At 59.6% G+C, this 18,505-nt stretch carries 17 protein-coding genes; 10 read left to right on the forward strand and 7 right to left on the reverse strand.

Features of this window, described 5'->3' with window-relative positions:
* Window positions 1–163: 163 nt before the first annotated feature.
* The gene (gene gcvA, locus GOQ28_RS01475) at window positions 164–1,066 is read left to right on the forward strand and encodes a transcriptional regulator GcvA (protein ID WP_160349192.1); all 903 of its coding nucleotides are present in this window, start codon (window positions 164–166) and stop codon (window positions 1,064–1,066) included.
* 30 nt (window positions 1,067–1,096) lie between these two features.
* Here the strand turns inward: gcvA and GOQ28_RS01480 are convergent, their stop codons facing one another.
* From GOQ28_RS01480 to GOQ28_RS01490, 3 genes are all read right to left on the reverse strand, one after another.
* Window positions 1,097–2,293, reverse strand: coding sequence for a CaiB/BaiF CoA transferase family protein (locus GOQ28_RS01480; protein ID WP_160355144.1), 1,197 nt, complete (start codon window positions 2,291–2,293; stop codon window positions 1,097–1,099).
* Window positions 2,294–2,338: 45 nt separating this feature from the next.
* Window positions 2,339–3,118, reverse strand: coding sequence for an enoyl-CoA hydratase-related protein (locus tag GOQ28_RS01485; protein WP_160355145.1), 780 nt, complete (start codon window positions 3,116–3,118; stop codon window positions 2,339–2,341).
* Window positions 3,119–3,195: 77 nt separating this feature from the next.
* The gene (locus tag GOQ28_RS01490) at window positions 3,196–4,353 is read right to left on the reverse strand and encodes an alpha-hydroxy acid oxidase (protein ID WP_160355146.1); all 1,158 of its coding nucleotides are present in this window, start codon (window positions 4,351–4,353) and stop codon (window positions 3,196–3,198) included.
* Window positions 4,354–4,400: 47 nt separating this feature from the next.
* Here GOQ28_RS01490 and GOQ28_RS01495 point away from each other — a divergent pair, with 47 nt between their 5' ends.
* Window positions 4,401–4,595 carry a hypothetical protein gene (locus GOQ28_RS01495; RefSeq protein WP_160355147.1) on the forward strand — a complete coding sequence of 65 codons (195 nt, stop codon included), beginning with the start codon at window positions 4,401–4,403 and terminating at the stop codon, window positions 4,593–4,595.
* 80 nt (window positions 4,596–4,675) lie between these two features.
* Window positions 4,676–5,662: a Bug family tripartite tricarboxylate transporter substrate binding protein gene (locus tag GOQ28_RS01500; RefSeq protein WP_160355148.1), complete on the forward strand. Its 987-nt coding sequence runs from the start codon at window positions 4,676–4,678 to the stop codon at window positions 5,660–5,662.
* 56 nt (window positions 5,663–5,718) lie between these two features.
* On the opposite strand, the gene GOQ28_RS01505 is transcribed toward GOQ28_RS01500, so the two are convergent.
* Window positions 5,719–6,513: an SDR family oxidoreductase gene (locus tag GOQ28_RS01505; protein WP_236844183.1), complete on the reverse strand. Its 795-nt coding sequence runs from the start codon at window positions 6,511–6,513 to the stop codon at window positions 5,719–5,721.
* A 119-nt stretch (window positions 6,514–6,632) separates the two neighbouring features.
* On the opposite strand from GOQ28_RS01505, the gene GOQ28_RS01510 reads away from it, so the two are divergent.
* The 5 genes from GOQ28_RS01510 (at window position 6,633) to GOQ28_RS01530 (ending at window position 12,267) form a co-directional block, all read left to right on the forward strand.
* Entirely contained in the window at window positions 6,633–7,580 is a 948-nt protein-coding gene (locus GOQ28_RS01510) for an acetaldehyde dehydrogenase (acetylating) (protein WP_160355149.1), read from the forward strand.
* A gap of 8 nt (window positions 7,581–7,588) precedes the next feature.
* Entirely contained in the window at window positions 7,589–8,602 is a 1,014-nt protein-coding gene (dmpG, locus tag GOQ28_RS01515) for a 4-hydroxy-2-oxovalerate aldolase (RefSeq protein WP_160355150.1), read from the forward strand.
* A 261-nt stretch (window positions 8,603–8,863) separates the two neighbouring features.
* Complete coding sequence (locus tag GOQ28_RS01520) at window positions 8,864–9,850, forward strand: TRAP transporter substrate-binding protein (protein ID WP_160349200.1); 987 nt, start codon at window positions 8,864–8,866, stop codon at window positions 9,848–9,850.
* Between the two features lie 17 nt (window positions 9,851–9,867).
* Window positions 9,868–10,788: an amidohydrolase family protein gene (locus GOQ28_RS01525; RefSeq protein WP_336603716.1), complete on the forward strand. Its 921-nt coding sequence runs from the start codon at window positions 9,868–9,870 to the stop codon at window positions 10,786–10,788.
* 75 nt (window positions 10,789–10,863) lie between these two features.
* The gene (locus tag GOQ28_RS01530; protein WP_160349201.1) at window positions 10,864–12,267 is read left to right on the forward strand and encodes an NAD(P)H-dependent oxidoreductase; all 1,404 of its coding nucleotides are present in this window, start codon (window positions 10,864–10,866) and stop codon (window positions 12,265–12,267) included.
* A 26-nt stretch (window positions 12,268–12,293) separates the two neighbouring features.
* Here the strand turns inward: GOQ28_RS01530 and araD1 are convergent, their stop codons facing one another.
* The 3 genes from araD1 to GOQ28_RS01545 are packed head-to-tail and all read right to left on the reverse strand — an operon-like array spanning window position 12,294 to window position 16,080.
* Complete coding sequence (gene araD1, locus GOQ28_RS01535; protein ID WP_160349202.1) at window positions 12,294–13,289, reverse strand: AraD1 family protein; 996 nt, start codon at window positions 13,287–13,289, stop codon at window positions 12,294–12,296.
* Window positions 13,290–13,297: 8 nt separating this feature from the next.
* Window positions 13,298–15,028 carry an IlvD/Edd family dehydratase gene (locus GOQ28_RS01540; protein WP_160349203.1) on the reverse strand — a complete coding sequence of 577 codons (1,731 nt, stop codon included), beginning with the start codon at window positions 15,026–15,028 and terminating at the stop codon, window positions 13,298–13,300.
* Window positions 15,029–15,057: 29 nt separating this feature from the next.
* Complete coding sequence (locus GOQ28_RS01545) at window positions 15,058–16,080, reverse strand: 4-hydroxythreonine-4-phosphate dehydrogenase PdxA (protein ID WP_160355151.1); 1,023 nt, start codon at window positions 16,078–16,080, stop codon at window positions 15,058–15,060.
* Between the two features lie 168 nt (window positions 16,081–16,248).
* Between GOQ28_RS01545 and GOQ28_RS01550 the strand changes: the two genes are divergently transcribed.
* Together GOQ28_RS01550 and GOQ28_RS01555 are read left to right on the forward strand one after the other, a co-directional pair.
* Entirely contained in the window at window positions 16,249–17,193 is a 945-nt protein-coding gene (locus GOQ28_RS01550; protein ID WP_202109590.1) for a LysR family transcriptional regulator, read from the forward strand.
* 325 nt (window positions 17,194–17,518) lie between these two features.
* Window positions 17,519–18,505 carry a Bug family tripartite tricarboxylate transporter substrate binding protein gene (locus tag GOQ28_RS01555; RefSeq protein ID WP_160355152.1) on the forward strand — a complete coding sequence of 329 codons (987 nt, stop codon included), beginning with the start codon at window positions 17,519–17,521 and terminating at the stop codon, window positions 18,503–18,505.

Below are 18,505 nucleotides of genomic sequence, written 5' to 3' on the forward strand. Positions count from 1 at the left end.
CGCCCCGCGAATTTCCCCCTGGAGGCCGCGTCAAGCGGCCTTTAAAACGACCTTGTTTTGTGTGCTCGACATATTCGCACGCGGCAGGACAGCCCGGCAGGCATCCCCAACCTGGTGACGGTTGTAACATTACGCCAAACAGAGGGATATTGCTGGAGAAGACATGTCGCCCCGAATTCCGCCATTAAATCCGCTTCGCACGTTTGAAGCTGCCGCGCGCCACCTCAGCTTTACCCGGGCTGCCGAAGAACTGTTCGTGACCGCCGCCGCGGTCAGTCATCAGATCAAGGTGCTGGAAAGCAGTCTGGGCGTCAAGCTCTTCGCCCGTGTCGGTGGGGCGCTCGTTCTCACGGACGTTGGACAGGCGTATCTGCCCGCCATCCAACAAGCGTTCCGGCAAGTCATCGACGCTACGGATCTCTTGCATAAACGCAAAGACATCACCTGCCTCAAAATCAACGCGTCCCCGACGTTTTCCGTGAAATGGCTGCTGCCCCGGCTCGATGCGTTTTTACGGCAGCATCCGGACATTGAGCTCAAGCTTTCCACCTCGAATCACATGATCGATTTCTCTCGCGAGGATCTGGATCTGGTGATCCGATATGGCAAGGGCAATTACCCGGGGATGCGCTCTGAGAAATGCTTTTCCGTCGAAGCGATACCGGTATGCAGCCCCAAGCTGCTGGCGAATCGGCCCCCGTTGCAGCATCCATCGGATTTGGCGGACTTTACGCTACTGCATGATGGCAGCGACAGTACGCATCCCGACTGGCGTAATTGGTTCGACCATGTTGGCTGTACCGAAGTCGACACCTCGCGTGGGCCCACGCTGTGGCCCAGCCACCTGGTGATCGATGCCGCCGTCGAAGGGGTGGGCGTGGCCCTGGTCAAACGGGCCTGGATCGAGCGCGAGCTGGCCGAGGGCAAGCTCGTCCAACTGTTTGATATCAGTCTGCCCGTCAACGGCTACGCGTACTACATCAGCTATCCGGAGGGTCGGGCGGAGGATTCAGCGATCCGCCGCTTCGTCGACTGGGTGCAGCAGCGGGCCAGCGAGCCGGTGTAGGACACACCATCACGGGCTGGCCCCGCATGCCTACTTGGCGAACGCGCCTTGCTCGGCGAGTTTCTCGAACCGCTCGGGGTCAATGCCAGATTCCAACAATACCTCGCGGGTATGCTGCCCGAGCAGGGGCGGGGCATGGCGCACCACCTGGGGGGTGCGGCTGAGCTTGACCGGGAAGCCCAGGGTATTGACGCGACCCTCCACCGGATGCTCGATCGGCAAGACCATCTGACGCGCTTGCGCGTGTTCGTTGGTTGTGGCTTCGTGATAGTCGAGGATAGGCGCGGCGGGGACACCGGCTTCCAGAATGATGTCTACCCATTCCTGTGCCGTGCGCGTGGCGAAAATCGCCTCCAGACTTTCGATCAAGGGAGCAAGATTCTTGATGCGATCCGCGTTCGTGGCATAACGCGGGTCTTCCAGCAGCGCATCGCCGCCGATCGCGCGGCACAATGCCGTCCATAATTTTTGATTGGCCGCGCCGATCACGAAGTGGCGATCACTGGCCTTGACCGCCTGGTACGGCGCGCTCATGCGGTTCGCGCTGCCGATGGGCTGAGGCAGCTTGTTGGTGCCCCAGAATTCCGCCGTTTCCCAGACGGACAAGCCCAAGGCTGTCTCGAACAGGGAGGCGTCGACGTACTGACCGACGCCGGTGTGCTCGCGACCCATCAGGGCACTCAAGATGCCGTAGGTACAAAACAAGCCCGCGCCCAGATCCGCGAGCGGAATGCTGGATTTAACAGGGATACCGCCAGGGTGCCCCATGGCACTCATCACGCCCGAAGTCGCTTGCGCGATCAAATCCAGCCCGGGCCGCAATGCCCAGGGGCCGGTCTGACCGAAGCCCGAGATGCTCGCATAGACCAGACGCGGGTTGATCTCCTTCAGAACGTCGTAATCAATCTTCAGCCGCTTGGCCACGCCCGGACGATTATTCTCGACCAGCACATCGGCGGTTTTGACCAGTTCGTAAAACGCCTCGAGGCCAGCCTCGGACTTGAGATTGATCTCTACGCTACGCTTGTTACGGTTCAACGCAATAAAGCCACCGCTATCCTCGCCCTTGAGCTTAAAACCCATGGCCTTGCGGGTTTGATCGCCGACACCCGGCGGCTCGATCTTGATGACATCGGCACCCATGTCGCCGAGCAACATACAACAAAAAGGGCCAGCCATGATCTGACTGACGTCCAGCACACGTATCTTGGAAAGTGGGAGATCCATAACAACTCGAAAATAAATGGTTCAGGTGCAGACTTGGGCGACAGATCAACGACCCACGAAGCGGGGCGTTTCCTTGTTCAAGAAGGCGCGATAGCCGATGCGAAAGTCTTCGGTATCGAAACACTCGTAGGCCTCGCGCCATTCTTCAGGCGTAATCGGTTCAGGCTTCAATAAACGGCGCGCGAACTTCTTATGCCAGCGGTTCACCAGCGGCGCGCGTTCCGTGATGGTGGTGGCCACGGCCATCACATCATCGACCACCGTCTCATCGGGATAAACGCGGTTGATCAGACCTTTCGTCAACGCCTCTTGCGCGTCAAAGACCCGGCCTTCCAGCACCAGCTCCATCGCCAGCGCCGGTCCCACCAAGCGAATCAGTCCGCCCATCTCGCCATACGACAAGACCAGCCCGAGCTTATTGATTGGCACGCCAAACCGGCCCGAGGCATTGCTATAGCGCAGGTCGCAAAGCGAGGCCAGTTCCAGCCCGCCGCCCACGCATACGCCCGTGATCAACGCAATCGTCGGATGCCGGCATTCAGCCAAGGCATCCATCGCTGCTTGTGTAGCCACGCCGTAAATGGCGGCCTGCTCCGCGTTCTGACGGTGAGTCGTGAATTCCGAGATATCGGCGCCAGCGGAAAAGGCCCGGCCTCCGGCGCCCTTGAGCACCACACAGCGCACCGAATCGTCCGCCGAGAGTTCACGCAGGACCTGCTCCAGCTGTTTCCAGTCGTTATAGCCGAGGGAGTTCATTTTGTCGGGACGATTGAGCGTCACCAACGCCAGATGATCCGTCCGGCTTACCTCAATGGCTTGCGTCATAGTTGTCTACTCCTGTTATATGAGGTCAATTACTTATGCCGTTCCAGTCCGACACGCCCGTCCTGGTCGTGCACTGGTCAACGCGAAAAATGATCGGGGTTGTCCAGGCAGCTTGCATCGACCTCCGATAAGTGGCGAATACCCATCAGCGCCATACAAACCTCGAGTTCGTTTCTGAGTATGGTGAATAGCGTATCCAGTCCTTTTGGCCCGTCGACGGCCAAGGCGTATACATAGGGCCGACCCATCATGCAAAAATCCGCGCCCAGGGCGAGCGCGCGGATGATGTCCTGCCCGCTGCGAATGCCGCCATCGAGCAGGACAGGGACTTGACGATTGACCGCCGTGGCGATGGAACGCAGGCTGGAGATCGTAGAGCGCGCGCCATCGAGTTGACGGCCACCGTGATTCGACACAATCACCGCGTCGCAGCCGCTATCAATGGCGTGACGGGCGTCGTCTGAATTCAACACGCCTTTGACGATGAGCTTGCCTTTCCAGAGCCTTCTGACCCAGCTCACATCCGCCCAACTCAGCGACGGGTCATATTGGGACGCGCACCATTGCGCCAGCCCCATCAATTTTGAGTCCTTAGCCGACGCCATGTCGGTCAGATTTCCGAAGGACTTGCTCTTGGCGCGCAGTTGCCGCCGCCACCAGCGATGGCGCCGCATGACGTCCAGCATATGCGTGCCGGAAAAACGCAGCGGCACACTCAACCCGTTCTTGATGTCACGATGCCGTTGTCCCGAAATCGGTAAGTCTACGGTCAGCACCAATGCGGAACACCCGGCTTGCTCTGCGCGCTGAATCAGAGACTCGGTGAACGCGCGGTCCTTCATGACGTACAACTGAAACCAGAATGGCCGCTCGGTACTTTCGCGCAGCTGTTCAAGAGAACATATCGACAGCGTGCTCAAGGTGAAAGGGACGTTCCAATTTTCGGCGGCGGCCAAGCCGACAACCTCTCCGTCGGGATAATAAAACCCGCCCATTCCAATGGGTGAGATGCCTACCGGCAGGTCATACGCATGACCCAAAACGGTCCTGCCCAGGCGTTTACCCGAGGTATCCACCATCACGCGTTGACGAAGATGTAGCGAGTCGAAGTCCGACTCGTTGCGCCGTAACGTGGCCTCGTCATAAGAGCCGCCATCGACGAAATCGAACAGCATACGTGGAAGAATGCGCTTCGACTGCTGGCGAAGGTCTTCAACGTTGGTAAAGATCGTCATCTATGTTGCTCGCAGAGCTGCATCATGCAGTGTTGTCCCGATTCCGCATGGTTGACCTCAAAACAGCGGCCACCGCGGTCATTGTTAGTATGGGCAGTCTACAAGTGGGCCTGATCGCGATCAAACGACATTTTCTTGTGTCGACCGGCAAAAAAACTAGAAACCTCCCGGCAGGCGTAAGCAGGGGCGCACTGTTATTTTTTCTTATCTCGCTGCCAAGAAAAAATCAATTGTTGCTGTGAGCCCCTGTCGTTAGACTCAAGCCCGTATCTACGCTCTGCTTTTCAAAACTATTCTAACTAAGCATCTTTGGAGACAGCTTATGTACAAAAGCAACGCCTTTTGCCGCAAAATTCTGTGCGGGGTGGCTTTCGCCGCTACGGTCTTTAGCACACCGACGTTTGCGGCAAACGACTATCCCAACAAGCCGATACGTATCCTCGTGGGTGCCTCCGCTGGCGGGGGCACCGATATTCTGGCGCGTGCGCTGGCCGAGAAATTCAGCCAGGCCCTCAAGCAGACCGTCGTGGTCGAGAACCGCCCCGGTGCTTCTCAAACCATCGCCGCGGATAACACCGCGCGCGCGAACCCCGACGGCTACACTTTGCTGGCGGCCACCAACACGAATCAGGCCATCGCTCCGCACATTCTGAAGCTTTCTTACGATCCACTCAAAGACATCAATGCCGTGGGCCTGATCGCCAAGGTGCCCCATGTGCTGGTAGTGGGAAAAAACTCACCGTACAAGTCGGTGCAGGACGTTGTCAACGCGATGAAAGCGGATCCGGGCAAGCTGACCTATGGTTCCTCGGGTATCGGCAGCACGCAGCACATTGCCGGCGAAGCCTTTAATCTGGCCACCGGCGCCAAGGCGACGCATGTCCCCTACAAGGGCAGTTCGCAGGCCCATGCGGACATTATTTCCGGTGAAGTCTCGATGATGTTCGATACGACCTCGTCAGCCATGTCCCAGATCCGCGGCGGCACGTTGCGCCCGCTGGCGGTGCTTTCGCCCGAGCGCTCACCTGAGTTGCCCGACGTTCCGACCCTGGCGGAAAGCGGGATTAAAGGCGCCGATATGTACACCTGGTATGGGCTGTTCGTCACGGGTGGCACCGATCCAAAAATCGTCGAGCTCTTGAACAAGACGCTTAACGACGCGCTCGCCACGCCCGATATTCAGCAACGCTTAAAGAGCCTGGGCGGGGAAATTACCCCGATGAGCGCGGCCGACCTGGCAAAACTGAATAAAGAAGAATTCGAACGATTCGGCAAGCTGGCGAAAGAAGCGAATCTGCAAGCGCAGTAAAGCCCGGCGATAAGGTCGCCCGCCCCATCTGGCGACCTTATCGCGAGCGGCGGCAATCAGCCGCGGCCGATGTAGGGCATCTTGGTTGCCATGACAGTCATGAACTGGACGTTGGCATCAAGCGGAAGGCTGGCCATGTACACCACGGCGCGGGCCACATGCTCCACATCCATCACCGGCTCGGGCCGGATGGATCCATCGGCCTGCAACACGCCTTTGGCGATGGTGTCGGTCATCTCGCTGGCGGCGTTGCCAATGTCGATCTGACCGCAGGCAATGTCGTATTGGCGTCCATCCAGCGAGGTCGCTTTGGTCAGGCCGGTGATGGCATGTTTGGTCACCGTATAGGACACGGCCTGAGGACGCGGCGCGTGCGCGGAAATCGAACCATTGTTGATGATTCGCCCACCGCGTGGCGTTTGGTCTTTCATCAACCGGAACGCTTCCTGAGTGCATAGGAAGGCGCCCGTGAGATTGATGTCTACCGCGGATTGCCACTGTTGAACGCTGAGTTGCTCCAATGACATGGCTTCGATGAAGACGCCCGCATTATTGAAGAGCAAATCCAGGCGGCCGAAATGCTGGCGAATCTCGTCAAACAGGTGCTTGACGGCAGTGGGATCGGCGATATCCGTCGGAACGACCAGACAGCGCGTACCGTATGCCTGGCCTTCTTGCGCCGTGGCTTCCAGGGGTTCGCGGCGGCGTCCCGCCAGCGCCACGCAATATCCGTCACGCATCAAGGCCAACGCGATGCTTTTGCCGATGCCCGATCCGGCGCCCGTCACCAAGGCGAATTTCTCTCTACCCATTTTCAACCTTTGTTCATGATTATTTTCGTGATCACCCATGCATACCACGCGCCTTCTCGAAGGCGTGCCAACTATAGGGGAACTACATCCCTATATCAATATCGTCGAGAGAACACGCGTCGCGGATTGTCTGCTGAGCGTAACCGTGAGAGCCAACCATGACACATACCAGACCCAAAGCCAAAGTCGCCATCATCGGCTCGGGAAATATTGGCACAGACTTGATGATAAAAGTGCTGCGCCACGGCACTCACGTCGAAATGGGTGCACTAGTTGGCATCGACCCGCAATCCGATGGCCTCGCGCGCGCTCAACGGCTCGGCGTGCCCTGCACGGCGCAGGGCGTTGAGGGTCTGATGGACATGGAGGAATTCGCGGATATTCGTATCGCATTTGATGCGACTTCCGCTGGCGCGCATGCGCATCACAACGCGCTGCTGCAAGCGCATGGCGTTCGGGTCATTGACCTGACACCGGCAGCGATTGGCCCGTATGTCATTCCCGCCCTGAACCTGGATGCGCAGCTGTCCGCATCGAACATCAACATGGTCACCTGCGGCGGCCAGGCGACGATTCCTATCGTTGCGGCGGTCTCGCAGGTGACAACCGTGCACTACGCCGAGATCGTCGCGTCGATCGCGAGCAAATCGGCGGGCCCGGGTACACGTGCCAATATCGACGAATTTACCGAGACGACCGCGAAGGCGATTGAAGCGCTGGGTGGCGCACGGCGCGGCAAGGCCATCATTATTCTGAATCCCGCGGATCCTCCGCTCATCATGCGCGACACAATACTGATGCTGGCCGAGCCGGCTGATGAGGCCATCATCGAGCGCAGCATCACCGATATGGTCGCCACCGTACAGGGCTACGTCCCTGGCTATCGGCTTAAACAACGCATTCAGTTCGAAACGCTCGGGCCGGGGCAGGCCATGAACATTCCGTCGCTAGGACTGCGCGAAGGCTTGAAGGTTTCAGTGTTCTTGGAGGTCGAGGGCGCGGCGCATTATCTGCCCGCCTACGCCGGGAATCTCGACATCATGACGTCTGCAGCGCTCGCTTGTGCCGAGCGCATCGCCCAGAACCATCTCGCCCTTACCGCCTAGGAATCAAGATGAATGAGAAGCTCTTTATCTCCGATGTGACGTTGCGCGATGGCAGCCATGCTATACGCCATCAGTATTCGGTGGAAAATGTGCGGCAGATCGCGCGCGCCTTGGATCAGGCGGGTGTCGACAGCATCGAGATCGCTCACGGCGATGGGCTGGCGGGTTCCAGTTTCAATTACGGTTTCGGTGCGCATACGGACCTGGAATGGATCGAGGCCGCCGCCGCATCAGTGCAGCGAGCCCGCATCGCAACCCTGCTTATTCCTGGCATCGGTACCGTCCATGATTTGCGATCGGCCTACGACGCTGGCGCCCGCATGGTGCGCATCGCGACCCATTGCACCGAGGCCGATGTCGCCCGGCAGCACATCGCTGCCGCACGGGATCTGGGCATGGACACGGCAGGGTTTCTGATGATGAGCCATATGACCGAGCCCCGGCACCTCGCACAACAGGCCAAATTGATGGAGAGCTACGGCGCGACCTGCGTGTACGTGGTGGACTCCGGCGGGGCGCTTGGCATGCAGGACGTACGCGATCGCTTTCGCGCGTTGAAGGACGTACTGAATCCGGCGACGCTGACGGGGATGCACGCGCACCATAACTTATCGTTAGGCGTGGCAAACTCTATCGTGGCGGTCGAAGAGGGCTGCGACCGTATCGACGCCAGCCTCGCCGGGATGGGAGCGGGGGCGGGCAATGCGCCGCTGGAGGTATTTATCGCTGCAGCCAACCGCCTGGGCTGGAATCACGGTTGCGATGTACGGCTGTTGATGGACGCGGCCGATGACATCGTGCGCCCACTGCAGGACCGTGCAGTCCGCGTCGATCGGGAAACCCTGGCCCTGGGCTACGCCGGCGTCTATTCGAGTTTCCTCCGGCATGCCGAAGCTGCCGCGCAGCGCTACGGACTCAACACCGTGGATATTTTGCTCGAGCTCGGGCGCCGAAAGATGGTGGGGGGCCAAGAGGACATGATCGTCGACGTTGCCCTTGACCTGAAACAAGCAACACAATAAGTCCCGCGTATTCCTGTCGGGCTCAGGCCGGTGGATATCCGCTCTAAAAAATTACTCAGCGGTTCTTCAAGTTATTTTCGCTTGTGAGGGTGGTGGGCGGCCTCTTACACTGCTGAGTCCGGTTCGAATCGCTCTGCCTCGTCGGGTGATTTGGATACGAATAAATATAAAACACCACGAACCGCGCCGACATGGAACGATTCCACCGATCGCTTCTCCGCATCGCGCGCAAGACCTAAATCAAAACGTCAGGAGACAACAATGAAGACCAAGCTTTCGATCCTCGCGATGGCAGCCATCATGGCGCTAGGCTGCGGCTTTGCCACCGTGCAAGCCAAGACCGTCAAGATGCGCATGGGTCATACGCTGCCGGAGACTGATTCGCAAAACTTGGCCGCGATTGAATTCGCCAAAAAGGTCAAGGAGCGTACGAACGGCGAAGTCGACATCAAGGTCTTTCCGAACAGCGTTCTGGGCAATGATGGCGCCCTGGTGCAGGGGGTGCGCAGCGGCACGATTGATATCGGTGTGACGGGCAACCCTTTTCTGACGGGCGTGTCGGCCAATTTGAACGTTCTGGACCTGCCGTATCTATTCGATAATGAACAGCAAGCGTACAAGGTCCTCGACGGCAAGATTGGACGCGGATTGCTCGACGAACTCGGCCAGTATCAGCTCAAGGGCCTGGCGTTTTGGGAAATCGGTTTTCGCAGCCTGGCCAACAGCAAACTACCGGTCAACAGCGCATCGGATATTGCCGGGCTGAAGGTCCGTACGACGCCCAATCCTGCGCACATTCTGGCGTTCCAGGCCTTGGGGGCGAATCCGCAGCCTCTGGCCTACGGTGAAGTCTTCCCGGCCCTGGAAACCAAAGCGGTTGATGGACATGAGAACCCACCGACCCTGATGCTGGCTTCGAAGATGTACGAGGTGCAAAAGTACCTGTCGCTGACGCGTCATGCCTATACGGCTGGCCTGCTATTCATGAACAAACGCAAGTTCGATAGCTTGACCCCCGAGCAACAGCAGATTGTCATGGAAGAAGCTGCCGCCGCCGCGACCTTTCAGCGTGAGCTGAACGCCAAAAATCAAGAGACTGCACTGGCCGAACTGAAAAAACAGGGGATGCAGATCAACGAGTCGCCCGACGTTGAAAGCATTAAAAAGGTGGTGCAACAGCCGGTACGCGATGCCTTCGCCGCCAAATATGGCGACTCTCTGCTCAAAGCGATTGACGAACAACAGTAATCATAGGGAACGAACCAGTGCATTCCAAGCCACTGCCCAACGCCATCGTAGATGCTCATCATCACTTGTGGCGTCTGGACCAGGGACATTATCCCTGGCTGCAAGATGAATACGATGCCAACGCGTTTTTTCTGGGCGACTATGCGCGTATGTGTCACGATTTCGGTCCGCCCGAGTACCGGCGCCGGACGCAGTCATTGCCCATCCGCGCGACGGTACACGTCGAGGCGGAACGGGCGCGTGACGAGGCGCTTGCCGAAACGGCGTGGCTGCATGAGCTGAACTCGCAAACCGGTATGCCCAATGCTGTCGTGGCTTATGCCGATTTTGGCTCGCCGGACGTGGCATCGGCGTTGGAGCAGCAGTCTGCCTACCCGCTGGTTCGCGGAATACGCTGTAAGCCTAAAACGAGTGCAAGCCCCACAAGCAGCGTGCGCAACCAACCCGGCACGATGCAGGACGAGCGTTGGTTACGCGGTCTGGCCCTGCTGGAACGCTATGGCTTGTCCTGGGATTTGCGCGTTCCATTCTGGCACTTGAGCGAGGCCGCCGATGTCGCTGCCCAGTTTCCGTCCCTGCCCATCGTGCTGAACCATCTTGGTTTGCCGTGGGATCGGTCGGAAGAGGGCATCGCGGCGTGGCGACGCGGCATGGAGGCCTTGGCGCGCCATGAACAGGTGTACGTGAAGCTTTCAGAAATGGGCCTGCGCGACGCTGCCTGGAACACGGCGGAAAACGCCCGGCTGATTCGCGATACCGTCAGCATCTTTGGCTGGCAACGCTGTATGTTCGCCAGCAATTTGCCGGTGTCTGGCTTGAATGTAGACATGCCAACATTGATCGATACGGTGAGCTTGGGTGTCGAAGATCTGTCTGAGGCGCAAAAACAGGCGATCTGGCACGACAACGCCGTACGCTTTTATCGCATCGCCGTTTAATCCAGCCCATGCACCTGCTGCGCGCTCGCGACCTGAACGATGGTGCGGCGCGCGCAACTCCCTCGTCGGCAACTCATGAACTTTCATCAGTATTTTTCTCAAGTTAAACATCCTGTCCAATGCTGCGTGGTGGGCAGCGGAGGGTTTGGCCGCAGCTTTCTCGCACAGAGTTTGCGCGTGCCATTGATGGACTGCCGCATCGCGGTGGACATTGATGCCGCCATCTCGGTGCAAGCCATGCAGGCAGTCGGTATCGCGCCGGACCGAATCAAGATATGCGAGACCCCCGAAGCAGCGCGCAAGGCCTGGGAAGAGGGGGCTTTCATCGCGACCTCCCGCTTAGACACGGTGGCTGGGCTGCCCTTAGACATCGTGGTGGAAGCCACGGGCAATCCTGAAGCAGGCGCCCGACACGCACAAATCGCCTTGGACGCGGGATTGCATCTGGCCCTGGTGTCCAAAGAGGTTGATAGTGTCATCGGTCCCGCTCTCGCGCACGAGGCGCGCGGCAAGCAGCGTGTAGTGACGCCGGTCGATGGCGATCAGCCCAGCCTGTTGATCGGCTTGATCACGTGGGCCGAGGTCCTGGGGTTGGAGATCATTTGTGCGGGCAAGGCCAGCGAATACGATTTTGTGTTTGATCCTCAGACGGGCGACCTCACCAGCAATGGGGTGACCATCGCTGCTCCCGAGCTCGCGTCATATTGGTCGGTCCCCGCGGGCCATGCACAAGCGACTGTCGAGGCACGAGCCCACATCGCACGCGAACTACCACAGCGCACCGTGCCGGACTTCTGCGAGATGCTGGTGACAGCAAACTCGACGGGATTCAAGCCCGATCTGCCCGACATGCACGCGCCGATCTTGCGCACGGCCGAACTGCCGGAGGTCCTGCGGTTACGCAGCGAAGGCGGGATCTTGGAGAACAGCGGCACGCTTGAAGTCTTTCATTGTCTGCGACGGCCCGACGAAATCAGCTTTGCCGGCGGGGTCTTTGTCGTCGTGCGCTGTCATGACGAACCGAGCTGGGAACTGCTGGCAGGCAAGGGCCATGTGGTCAGCGCCGACCGCCGGACGGCATTGATCTTTCTGTCGCGCCACCTGCTCGGCCTGGAAGCTGCGACCAGCATTATCGAAGCCGCGGGCATGGGCATATCCAGTGGCAGTGCCGCGCCGCGCCCGGTGCTCGATCTGGTGGCGCGTACCACCGAGGATTTCCCTGCCGGCAAGGTGCTCACCATGGGCGGGCATCACCACACGATCGACAGCGTCACGCCCATGCTCGTCGATGCGGCGCCATTGGGAGATCGTACGCCCGTGCCGTTTTATCTGATGGCCAATCAAACCCTGCGTCGCGCTGTCAAGAAAGGCGAGGTGATTTGTTTTGGTGACCTCGAGATTGCGCCGGACTCTGCGCTGCTCCGGATTCGCCAGCGCCAGGACGCGATCTTCTTCGGTGACGACGCGCCCGCGCGATAGCGCGGACGCGCATGCGCTCAGGGCGCTTAGCTCAGTGTCCTGACGCTCACATACGGATCGGCGGCCTTGGGCGCAATCGGGTTGCGCAAGGGCCTGCCGAATTCCGGCACCTCGATTTCGAAACGATCGCCCGCCTGCGTCACGACGCCATCGGCAAAACTTAAGGTCGCGGTGCCGAAAAAGTGCACATGCATGGCCCCCGGTTGGCGAAATTGGGCATACTTGAAATGATGGTGTTCCAGGTTTGCCAGGGTATGAGCCATATTGGCTTCCCCAGTTAGAAACGGCTTTCTCCAGATGACCTGCCCATCACGCACGATGCGGGATTCGCCTTCCAGGTGTTCGGCGGGCTCGCCGATAAGCAGCTCGGGACCGAAGCTACAGGCTCGCAGCTTGGAATGCGCCAACCAGAGATAGTTGACCCGTTCCGTCACATGGTCGGAGAACTCATTGCCCACCGCGAAACCGATACGCACCGGCTGACCGTGTTTGTCAATCAGATATAGACCCGTGAGTTCGGGTTCCTCGCCCGCGTCTTGTGCGAAGCCCGGCACGGGTAACGGCTGCTCGGGGGCCACCAGGATCGACCCATCACCCTTATAAAACCATTCCGGCTGTGCACCGGCCTGGTCTTGAGGCGGTTTTCCCCCCTCGAGGCCCATTTTGAACATTCGCATGGAGTCGGTGAGCGACGCTTCATCGGCAGCGACTTTGGCATGCATTGAATCGCGCGTGTCGGCGCTGCCCAAATGCGTCAGGCCAGTCCCGCTGACCAGGCAGTGCGCGGGATCGGGGTGGGTGAGCGGCGGCAGCAGACGCTGGGCGGAGATCAAATCTTCATACGACAGCGACGCGTTGCCCAGATGCTTTTCGACCATCGTGGTGAGCGGCACCTCTTGCTCGATCGCAGCCATGGCCAGCGCGTAGGTGCCGCCTGCCATCTCGATCGGTCGCACAGTGTCGGCATTGACCACCAAGGCTGCCTGCACGCCATCGCCCTGTTTAAACTGAATCAGTCGCATATCCTGCCTCAATGATTGTGACGCGGCACCTTGGCACCGCTTTTACCCACCAGGAAATCGAAGTCCGCGCCTTCGTGTGCCTGCAAGACGTGGTCGACATACAGCTTCACATAGCCACGCTCCGAATGGATGGCGGGCGCTTTCCAGCGTTGCCGCCGCGCTTCGAGCTCGGCATCGTCCACGTGCAGATGCAGGGTGCGTTTGGGCACATCCAACGTAATCAGATCGCCATTTTCCACCAGCGCCAAGGGTCCCCCGACAGCCGCTTCGGGCGAGGTGTGCAACACGACGGTCCCATAGGCCGTGCCGGACATGCGTGCATCCGAGAGCCGGATAATGTCGTTGATGCCGCGCTTGAGCAGTTTGGGTGGCAGCGGCATATTGCCCACTTCAGCCATCCCCGGGTAGCCCTTGGGTCCACAGTACTTCAGTACCATCACGCAGTTTTCATCGATATCCAGGTCGTCATCGTTGATGCGATCATGCAGGTCCTCGATGGATTCGAAGACCACCGCGCGCCCGGTATGCTGCAGCAGATGCGGCGAGGCGGCGGAGGGTTTGATGATGGCGCCGTCCGGTGCGAGATTGCCGCGCAGCACGGCAATGCCCGCGTCTTCTTTGAACGGTTTCTCAAAGCTGTGTATGACTTCCGGTCGCCAACAGGGGGCCTGGTCAATGTTCTCGCCCAGCGTTCGGCCGTTGACGGTCAGCGCAGAGCTATGCAGCAGTCCCTTTTCCGCCAGCTGGCGCAGAATCACCGGTAAACCGCCCGCTTCGAAGAAATCCTCCATCAGGAAGCGGCCCGACGGCATGAGATCGAGCAGGCAGTGCACGCTGCGTCCCAATTCGTCCCAATCGTCCAGTTTCAGATCCACGCCGATGCGGCGGGCCAGGGCGATCAGATGTACCACCGCATTCGTCGAGCCGCCGATCGCGGCATTGGTGCGGATCGCGTTTTCAAACGCCTCGCGCGTGAGAATCTGCGACATGCACACATCGTCATGCACGAGCTGCACAATGCGCCGTCCCGCTTCACGCGCCAGGAGATGACGCCGCGCATCAACCGCGGGGATGGCCGCATTGCCGGGCATGCCAATGCCTAGCGCCTCGACCATGCACGCCATAGTCGAGGCAGTGCCCATCGTCATGCAATGCCCGTGCGAGCGATGCATGGCGGCTTCGGCTTCGTGAAACTGCTCGATCGTGATCGTGCCGGCGCGCAGTTGCTCGCTCATTGAAATCGTATTCGTGCCCGAGCCGACCGCCTTGCCTTCGTAGTAACCGCGCAGCATGGGACCGCCGGAGACGCCTATCGTCGGCAAATCGACACTCGCCGCGCCCATCAACAGCGCGGGCGTGGTCTTGTCGCAGCCCATCAGCAATACCACGCCATCGAGCGGATTGGCGCGAACCGCTTCCTCCACATCCATCGATGCCAGGTTGCGATACAGCATGGCGGTGGGACGCATCATCGTCTCGCCCAGCGACATGACGGGGAATTCCAGCGGAAAGCCGCCGGCGTCCAGCACGCCACGGCGAACATGCTCGGCCAGTTCGCGGAAATGCGAATTGCAGGGCGTGAGTTCCGACCACGTATTACAGATACCAATCACCGGGCGGCCGTCGAACTGATCCTGCGGGATGCCACTGTTCTTGAGCCAGGAGCGGTAATAGAACCCCATCTTGTCCTGCCGGTCGAACCACGCCCGGCTACGGAGCTTTTTACGGTGCGTTGTCATATTGTCTCCTCGAAAGCAGCCATAGGTGTTCAGGCCGCCTGACGCTGCTGCTGCTGGCTGCTCGCGATGCGTACGCACAGGTCAAAGGCGTGCTGCAGCCCTTCGATATTAGCGATGCCTTTTCCGGCGATGTCGAATGCGCTGCCGCTAGCGGAGGTGACCACGGGAACCGGCAAGCCACCGTGCAAGGTCACGCCATGCTCGAAGCCAATCAGTTTCATGGCGATCTGCCCCTGGTCATGGAACATGGAAACCACCGCATCGAAATCGCCACGGCGCGCGGCGATGAAAATCGTATCCGGGGAGTAGGGCCCACGCGCGTCCGCGCCCATCGCGCGTGCGCGTTCCACTGCGGGGGCAATGACCTCGATTTCCTCCATACCGATCGAACCGCCGTCACCGGCATGCGGGTTCAAGCCCGACACGGCAATCCGGGGCTGCTCGATGCCCGCCTGACGCAGTGCGGTATCGATGATCTTCACCGCATCGCAGATCGTCTCTTGCGTGATCAGGTCGGCGACTTCGCGTATCGGGACATGCGAGGTGACTCGCGAGGTCCATAGCTTGCCGGTGATGTTGAACTCGCAGACGAAGCCGGGGATCTGCAACCTTTGCTGGATATGACGCAGCTCGTCTTCCTCTTGCAAACCGCCCAGTCGCAAGGAGTGCTTGTTTAGCGGGGCGAAGACGATCCCGTCACATAGTCCACGCTTGACGGCCTCGAGTGCGGTTTCGAGGGCCTGGAACGACGCATGCCCGGCTTGTACCGTGCATTCCCCCATGGGTGGGGATTTGCCATCCAGCCAGTTCTGCGCCAGTACGGTCAAACGACCCGGTTCATAGCGCACATCATCCAGGCTCTCGATGGTGAGCGTATCCAGAGTAACGCCCACCAGGCGTTGTGCATCGGCCAGCATGACGGGATCGGTGATCACCAGTAGATCCGCGGCGTGCCGGTTTTGTTCGCGGGCTAATAATTTGACGGCCATCTCTGGACCGACGCCGGCAGGATCACCGAGCAAGACCGCGAGACGGGGACGTTGAGTTTTCATCGTTATACCTTTGCTGTGAGTCGGGAGGGCCGCAATGCGTGGCGGCGTATTTCGGTATCTGTCGGCCAGGGGTACGCCAAGCCTCTGACGTAGAGCTTAGGCGGTAATGTCATTCCATTCCAATAGCAATTTTGCAGGAATCGATATCGTTTTGTGTATGATTCGAACATGTCTTCTCCCCCCGCCTACCCGTCCTTGTTGCTGCGTCTGCGCACCCGCCAGCTTGCGTTGCTCAGCCATCTGAATGCCGAACGTCATCTGGGGCGCGCCGCTGCCGCCATGCACATCAGTCAGCCCGCGGCTACCAAGTTGCTGCAACAAGTGGAAGACACGCTGGGCGTACCTTTATTCGAGCGTCACACCCGTGGCATGACGCCTACGCCTTATGGCGAGATCCTGATCCGCTACGCGCGCCGCATGCTGAACGACTTCGGTTTTGTGCAAGAGGAACTGGTCGCGCTGCGCGCGGGCCTGAGCGGCGTACTGCGTGTGGGCAGTGTGCCCGGCGCCGTGCCGGAGCTGCTGGCGCCCATGCTCAGCGCCTATAAACAGCAGCATCCGCGCGTTTCGGCGTCTGTGACTGTCGACACAAGTAATGTGCTGATCCGGCAATTAGCGCGAGGCGATGTGGATCTGGTGCTCGGTCGGGAAATCGAGGGCCATGGCGAGGGTGATTACGTGAGCGTGCCACTTCTCGAAGAAACGCTCGCCGTCGTCGCGCGGGCGCAGCATCCGTTGGCGGCTCGCACGAGCATCAGCCTTGCGGAGCTTGTCGAGGTGCCGTGGATTCTGCAGCCGCCGGGCTCTCCGCAGCGTGTGCGTTTTGACATGTCCTGGCAGGAAAGCGGCATCGATACCCGGCTGAACATCACGGAGTCGGCGTCGACGCTCGTCACCACGGCGATGCTGGAGGTCTCCGATATGGTGGCAATTATGCCCGGCTCGCTCGCGCAGCATTATGGACGCCTGGGGTTGCTATGCGTGCTCCCGGTGGAGCTATATGCACGACTGCCGCCGATTTACTTGATCACGCGTGATGATGATGCTCTGTCGCCCGCGGCCGCCCGTTTCGTCGCACAACTACGCAGCTACGTCGAGGGGGAAGGAGGCTGATAAATGTCGATGGTGGTAGATTCAAACGCTGCAGGATATGTTGGCCGATGAGCCCAGGTGTCGGCAGGAATCCTGCGTCGCATGGAATTAGGCAAATCCTGCGACGGCATTGCGGGTCTACGAGTGCACCAAGCTGACGCTTTACGCCCCAGTACGGTGAAGTCCATGGTGCACATCGATAAAACCCTGAGTATTGTTGAGCTACGCCGATAAAACCATTGGTTTTTTTCATTTGTATGGCGTGACACAGTCCCCCATAGTATGGCTGTCCCGAGATCGAGTCGCGTCGATCCGGGCGCCAGACACAAACTAAAGGGGAATACCAATGCGACGCGTCGTACGAGCCTGTTTGTCCATCATTGCCACGGTGCTCTCGGTCACGGCAGCGGCCAGCGCCGCCGCGAAAGAGGAGGCTTATCCCGAGCGTCCTATCCGGATGATGATTCCCTGGGCGGTGGGTGGCTCGACCGACATGCTTGGGCGCGTTCTGGCCGAGCGCATGGGCCGCGAGTTGGGAACCTCCATTGTTGTCGAGAACAAGCCCGGCGCCACGGGCACGATCGGCTATGCCCAGGTGGCGCGCGCGCCGGCCGATGGGTACACGATGCTCTTGGGCACGAACAGCACGTTCGCGATCGCTCCGCATTTTTATCGCGATCTGTCCTATGACATCGTCAAGGACTTCGTCCCGGTGGGGATGATCGGCGCGAATCAGCAGGTGCTGTGCGTGCATCCCAAGGTTCCCGCGACCACCTTGGAAGAACTGATCAAGTTAAGCGAGAAACAACCCGGACAGCTGACCTATGCGTCGTCGGGTGTCGGCGGTTCGAGCCATCTGGCTACGGAGCTGTTGATGGAAGCCACCGGCATCGAAATGTTGCACGTGCCGTATCGCGGCGGTGCCCCCGCGCTGCAGGCCATCCTGGGCGGGCAGACGAATGTGGGCTTTGTCGATATCAGCATCGCGGAGCCGCTGATCCGTTCCGGCCAGCTACGCGCATTGGGTACCAGTGGGAAAAACCGCGCGCCTTTACTGCCCAACGTCCCGACGTTGGCCGAGGCGGGGGCGAAGGACTTCGAATCCTCAACGACCTTTGGCCTGTTCATGCCCGCAGGAGTGCCGCCTAAAGTCGTCGAGCGAGTCAACCGTGCATTGAACGCCGCGATGAAAGACCCGGAAGTTTCGAAAAAGCTCGGGCTCATGGGATACGAACTGACGGGCGACAGTGCCGGCTCGTACGCCGAGTACGCCAAAGCCGAATCCGACAAATGGGGCAAGCTCATCAGCGTGCGCAATATCGCCCTGCCTTGA

The organism is Bordetella sp. 02P26C-1 (assembly GCF_009763255.1).
Taxonomy (GTDB): Bacteria; Pseudomonadota; Gammaproteobacteria; order Burkholderiales; family Burkholderiaceae_B; genus Bordetella_A.

Excerpts from the sequence above, each read along its gene's own strand:
- gcvA (WP_160349192.1), top strand. The coding sequence starts at position 164 with ATGTCGCCCCGAATTCCGCCATTAAATCCGCTTCGCACGTTTGAAGCT.
- GOQ28_RS01480 (WP_160355144.1), bottom strand. The coding sequence starts at position 2,293 with ATGGATCTCCCACTTTCCAAGATACGTGTGCTGGACGTCAGTCAGATC.
- GOQ28_RS01485 (WP_160355145.1), bottom strand. The coding sequence starts at position 3,118 with ATGACGCAAGCCATTGAGGTAAGCCGGACGGATCATCTGGCGTTGGTG.
- GOQ28_RS01490 (WP_160355146.1), bottom strand. The coding sequence starts at position 4,353 with ATGACGATCTTTACCAACGTTGAAGACCTTCGCCAGCAGTCGAAGCGC.
- GOQ28_RS01495 (WP_160355147.1), top strand. The coding sequence starts at position 4,401 with ATGGTTGACCTCAAAACAGCGGCCACCGCGGTCATTGTTAGTATGGGC.
- GOQ28_RS01500 (WP_160355148.1), top strand. The coding sequence starts at position 4,676 with ATGTACAAAAGCAACGCCTTTTGCCGCAAAATTCTGTGCGGGGTGGCT.
- GOQ28_RS01505 (WP_236844183.1), bottom strand. The coding sequence starts at position 6,513 with ATGGGTGATCACGAAAATAATCATGAACAAAGGTTGAAAATGGGTAGA.
- GOQ28_RS01510 (WP_160355149.1), top strand. The coding sequence starts at position 6,633 with ATGACACATACCAGACCCAAAGCCAAAGTCGCCATCATCGGCTCGGGA.
- dmpG (WP_160355150.1), top strand. The coding sequence starts at position 7,589 with ATGAATGAGAAGCTCTTTATCTCCGATGTGACGTTGCGCGATGGCAGC.
- GOQ28_RS01520 (WP_160349200.1), top strand. The coding sequence starts at position 8,864 with ATGAAGACCAAGCTTTCGATCCTCGCGATGGCAGCCATCATGGCGCTA.
- GOQ28_RS01530 (WP_160349201.1), top strand. The coding sequence starts at position 10,864 with ATGAACTTTCATCAGTATTTTTCTCAAGTTAAACATCCTGTCCAATGC.
- araD1 (WP_160349202.1), bottom strand. The coding sequence starts at position 13,289 with ATGCGACTGATTCAGTTTAAACAGGGCGATGGCGTGCAGGCAGCCTTG.
- GOQ28_RS01540 (WP_160349203.1), bottom strand. The coding sequence starts at position 15,028 with ATGACAACGCACCGTAAAAAGCTCCGTAGCCGGGCGTGGTTCGACCGG.
- GOQ28_RS01545 (WP_160355151.1), bottom strand. The coding sequence starts at position 16,080 with ATGAAAACTCAACGTCCCCGTCTCGCGGTCTTGCTCGGTGATCCTGCC.
- GOQ28_RS01550 (WP_202109590.1), top strand. The coding sequence starts at position 16,249 with ATGTCTTCTCCCCCCGCCTACCCGTCCTTGTTGCTGCGTCTGCGCACC.
- GOQ28_RS01555 (WP_160355152.1), top strand. The coding sequence starts at position 17,519 with ATGCGACGCGTCGTACGAGCCTGTTTGTCCATCATTGCCACGGTGCTC.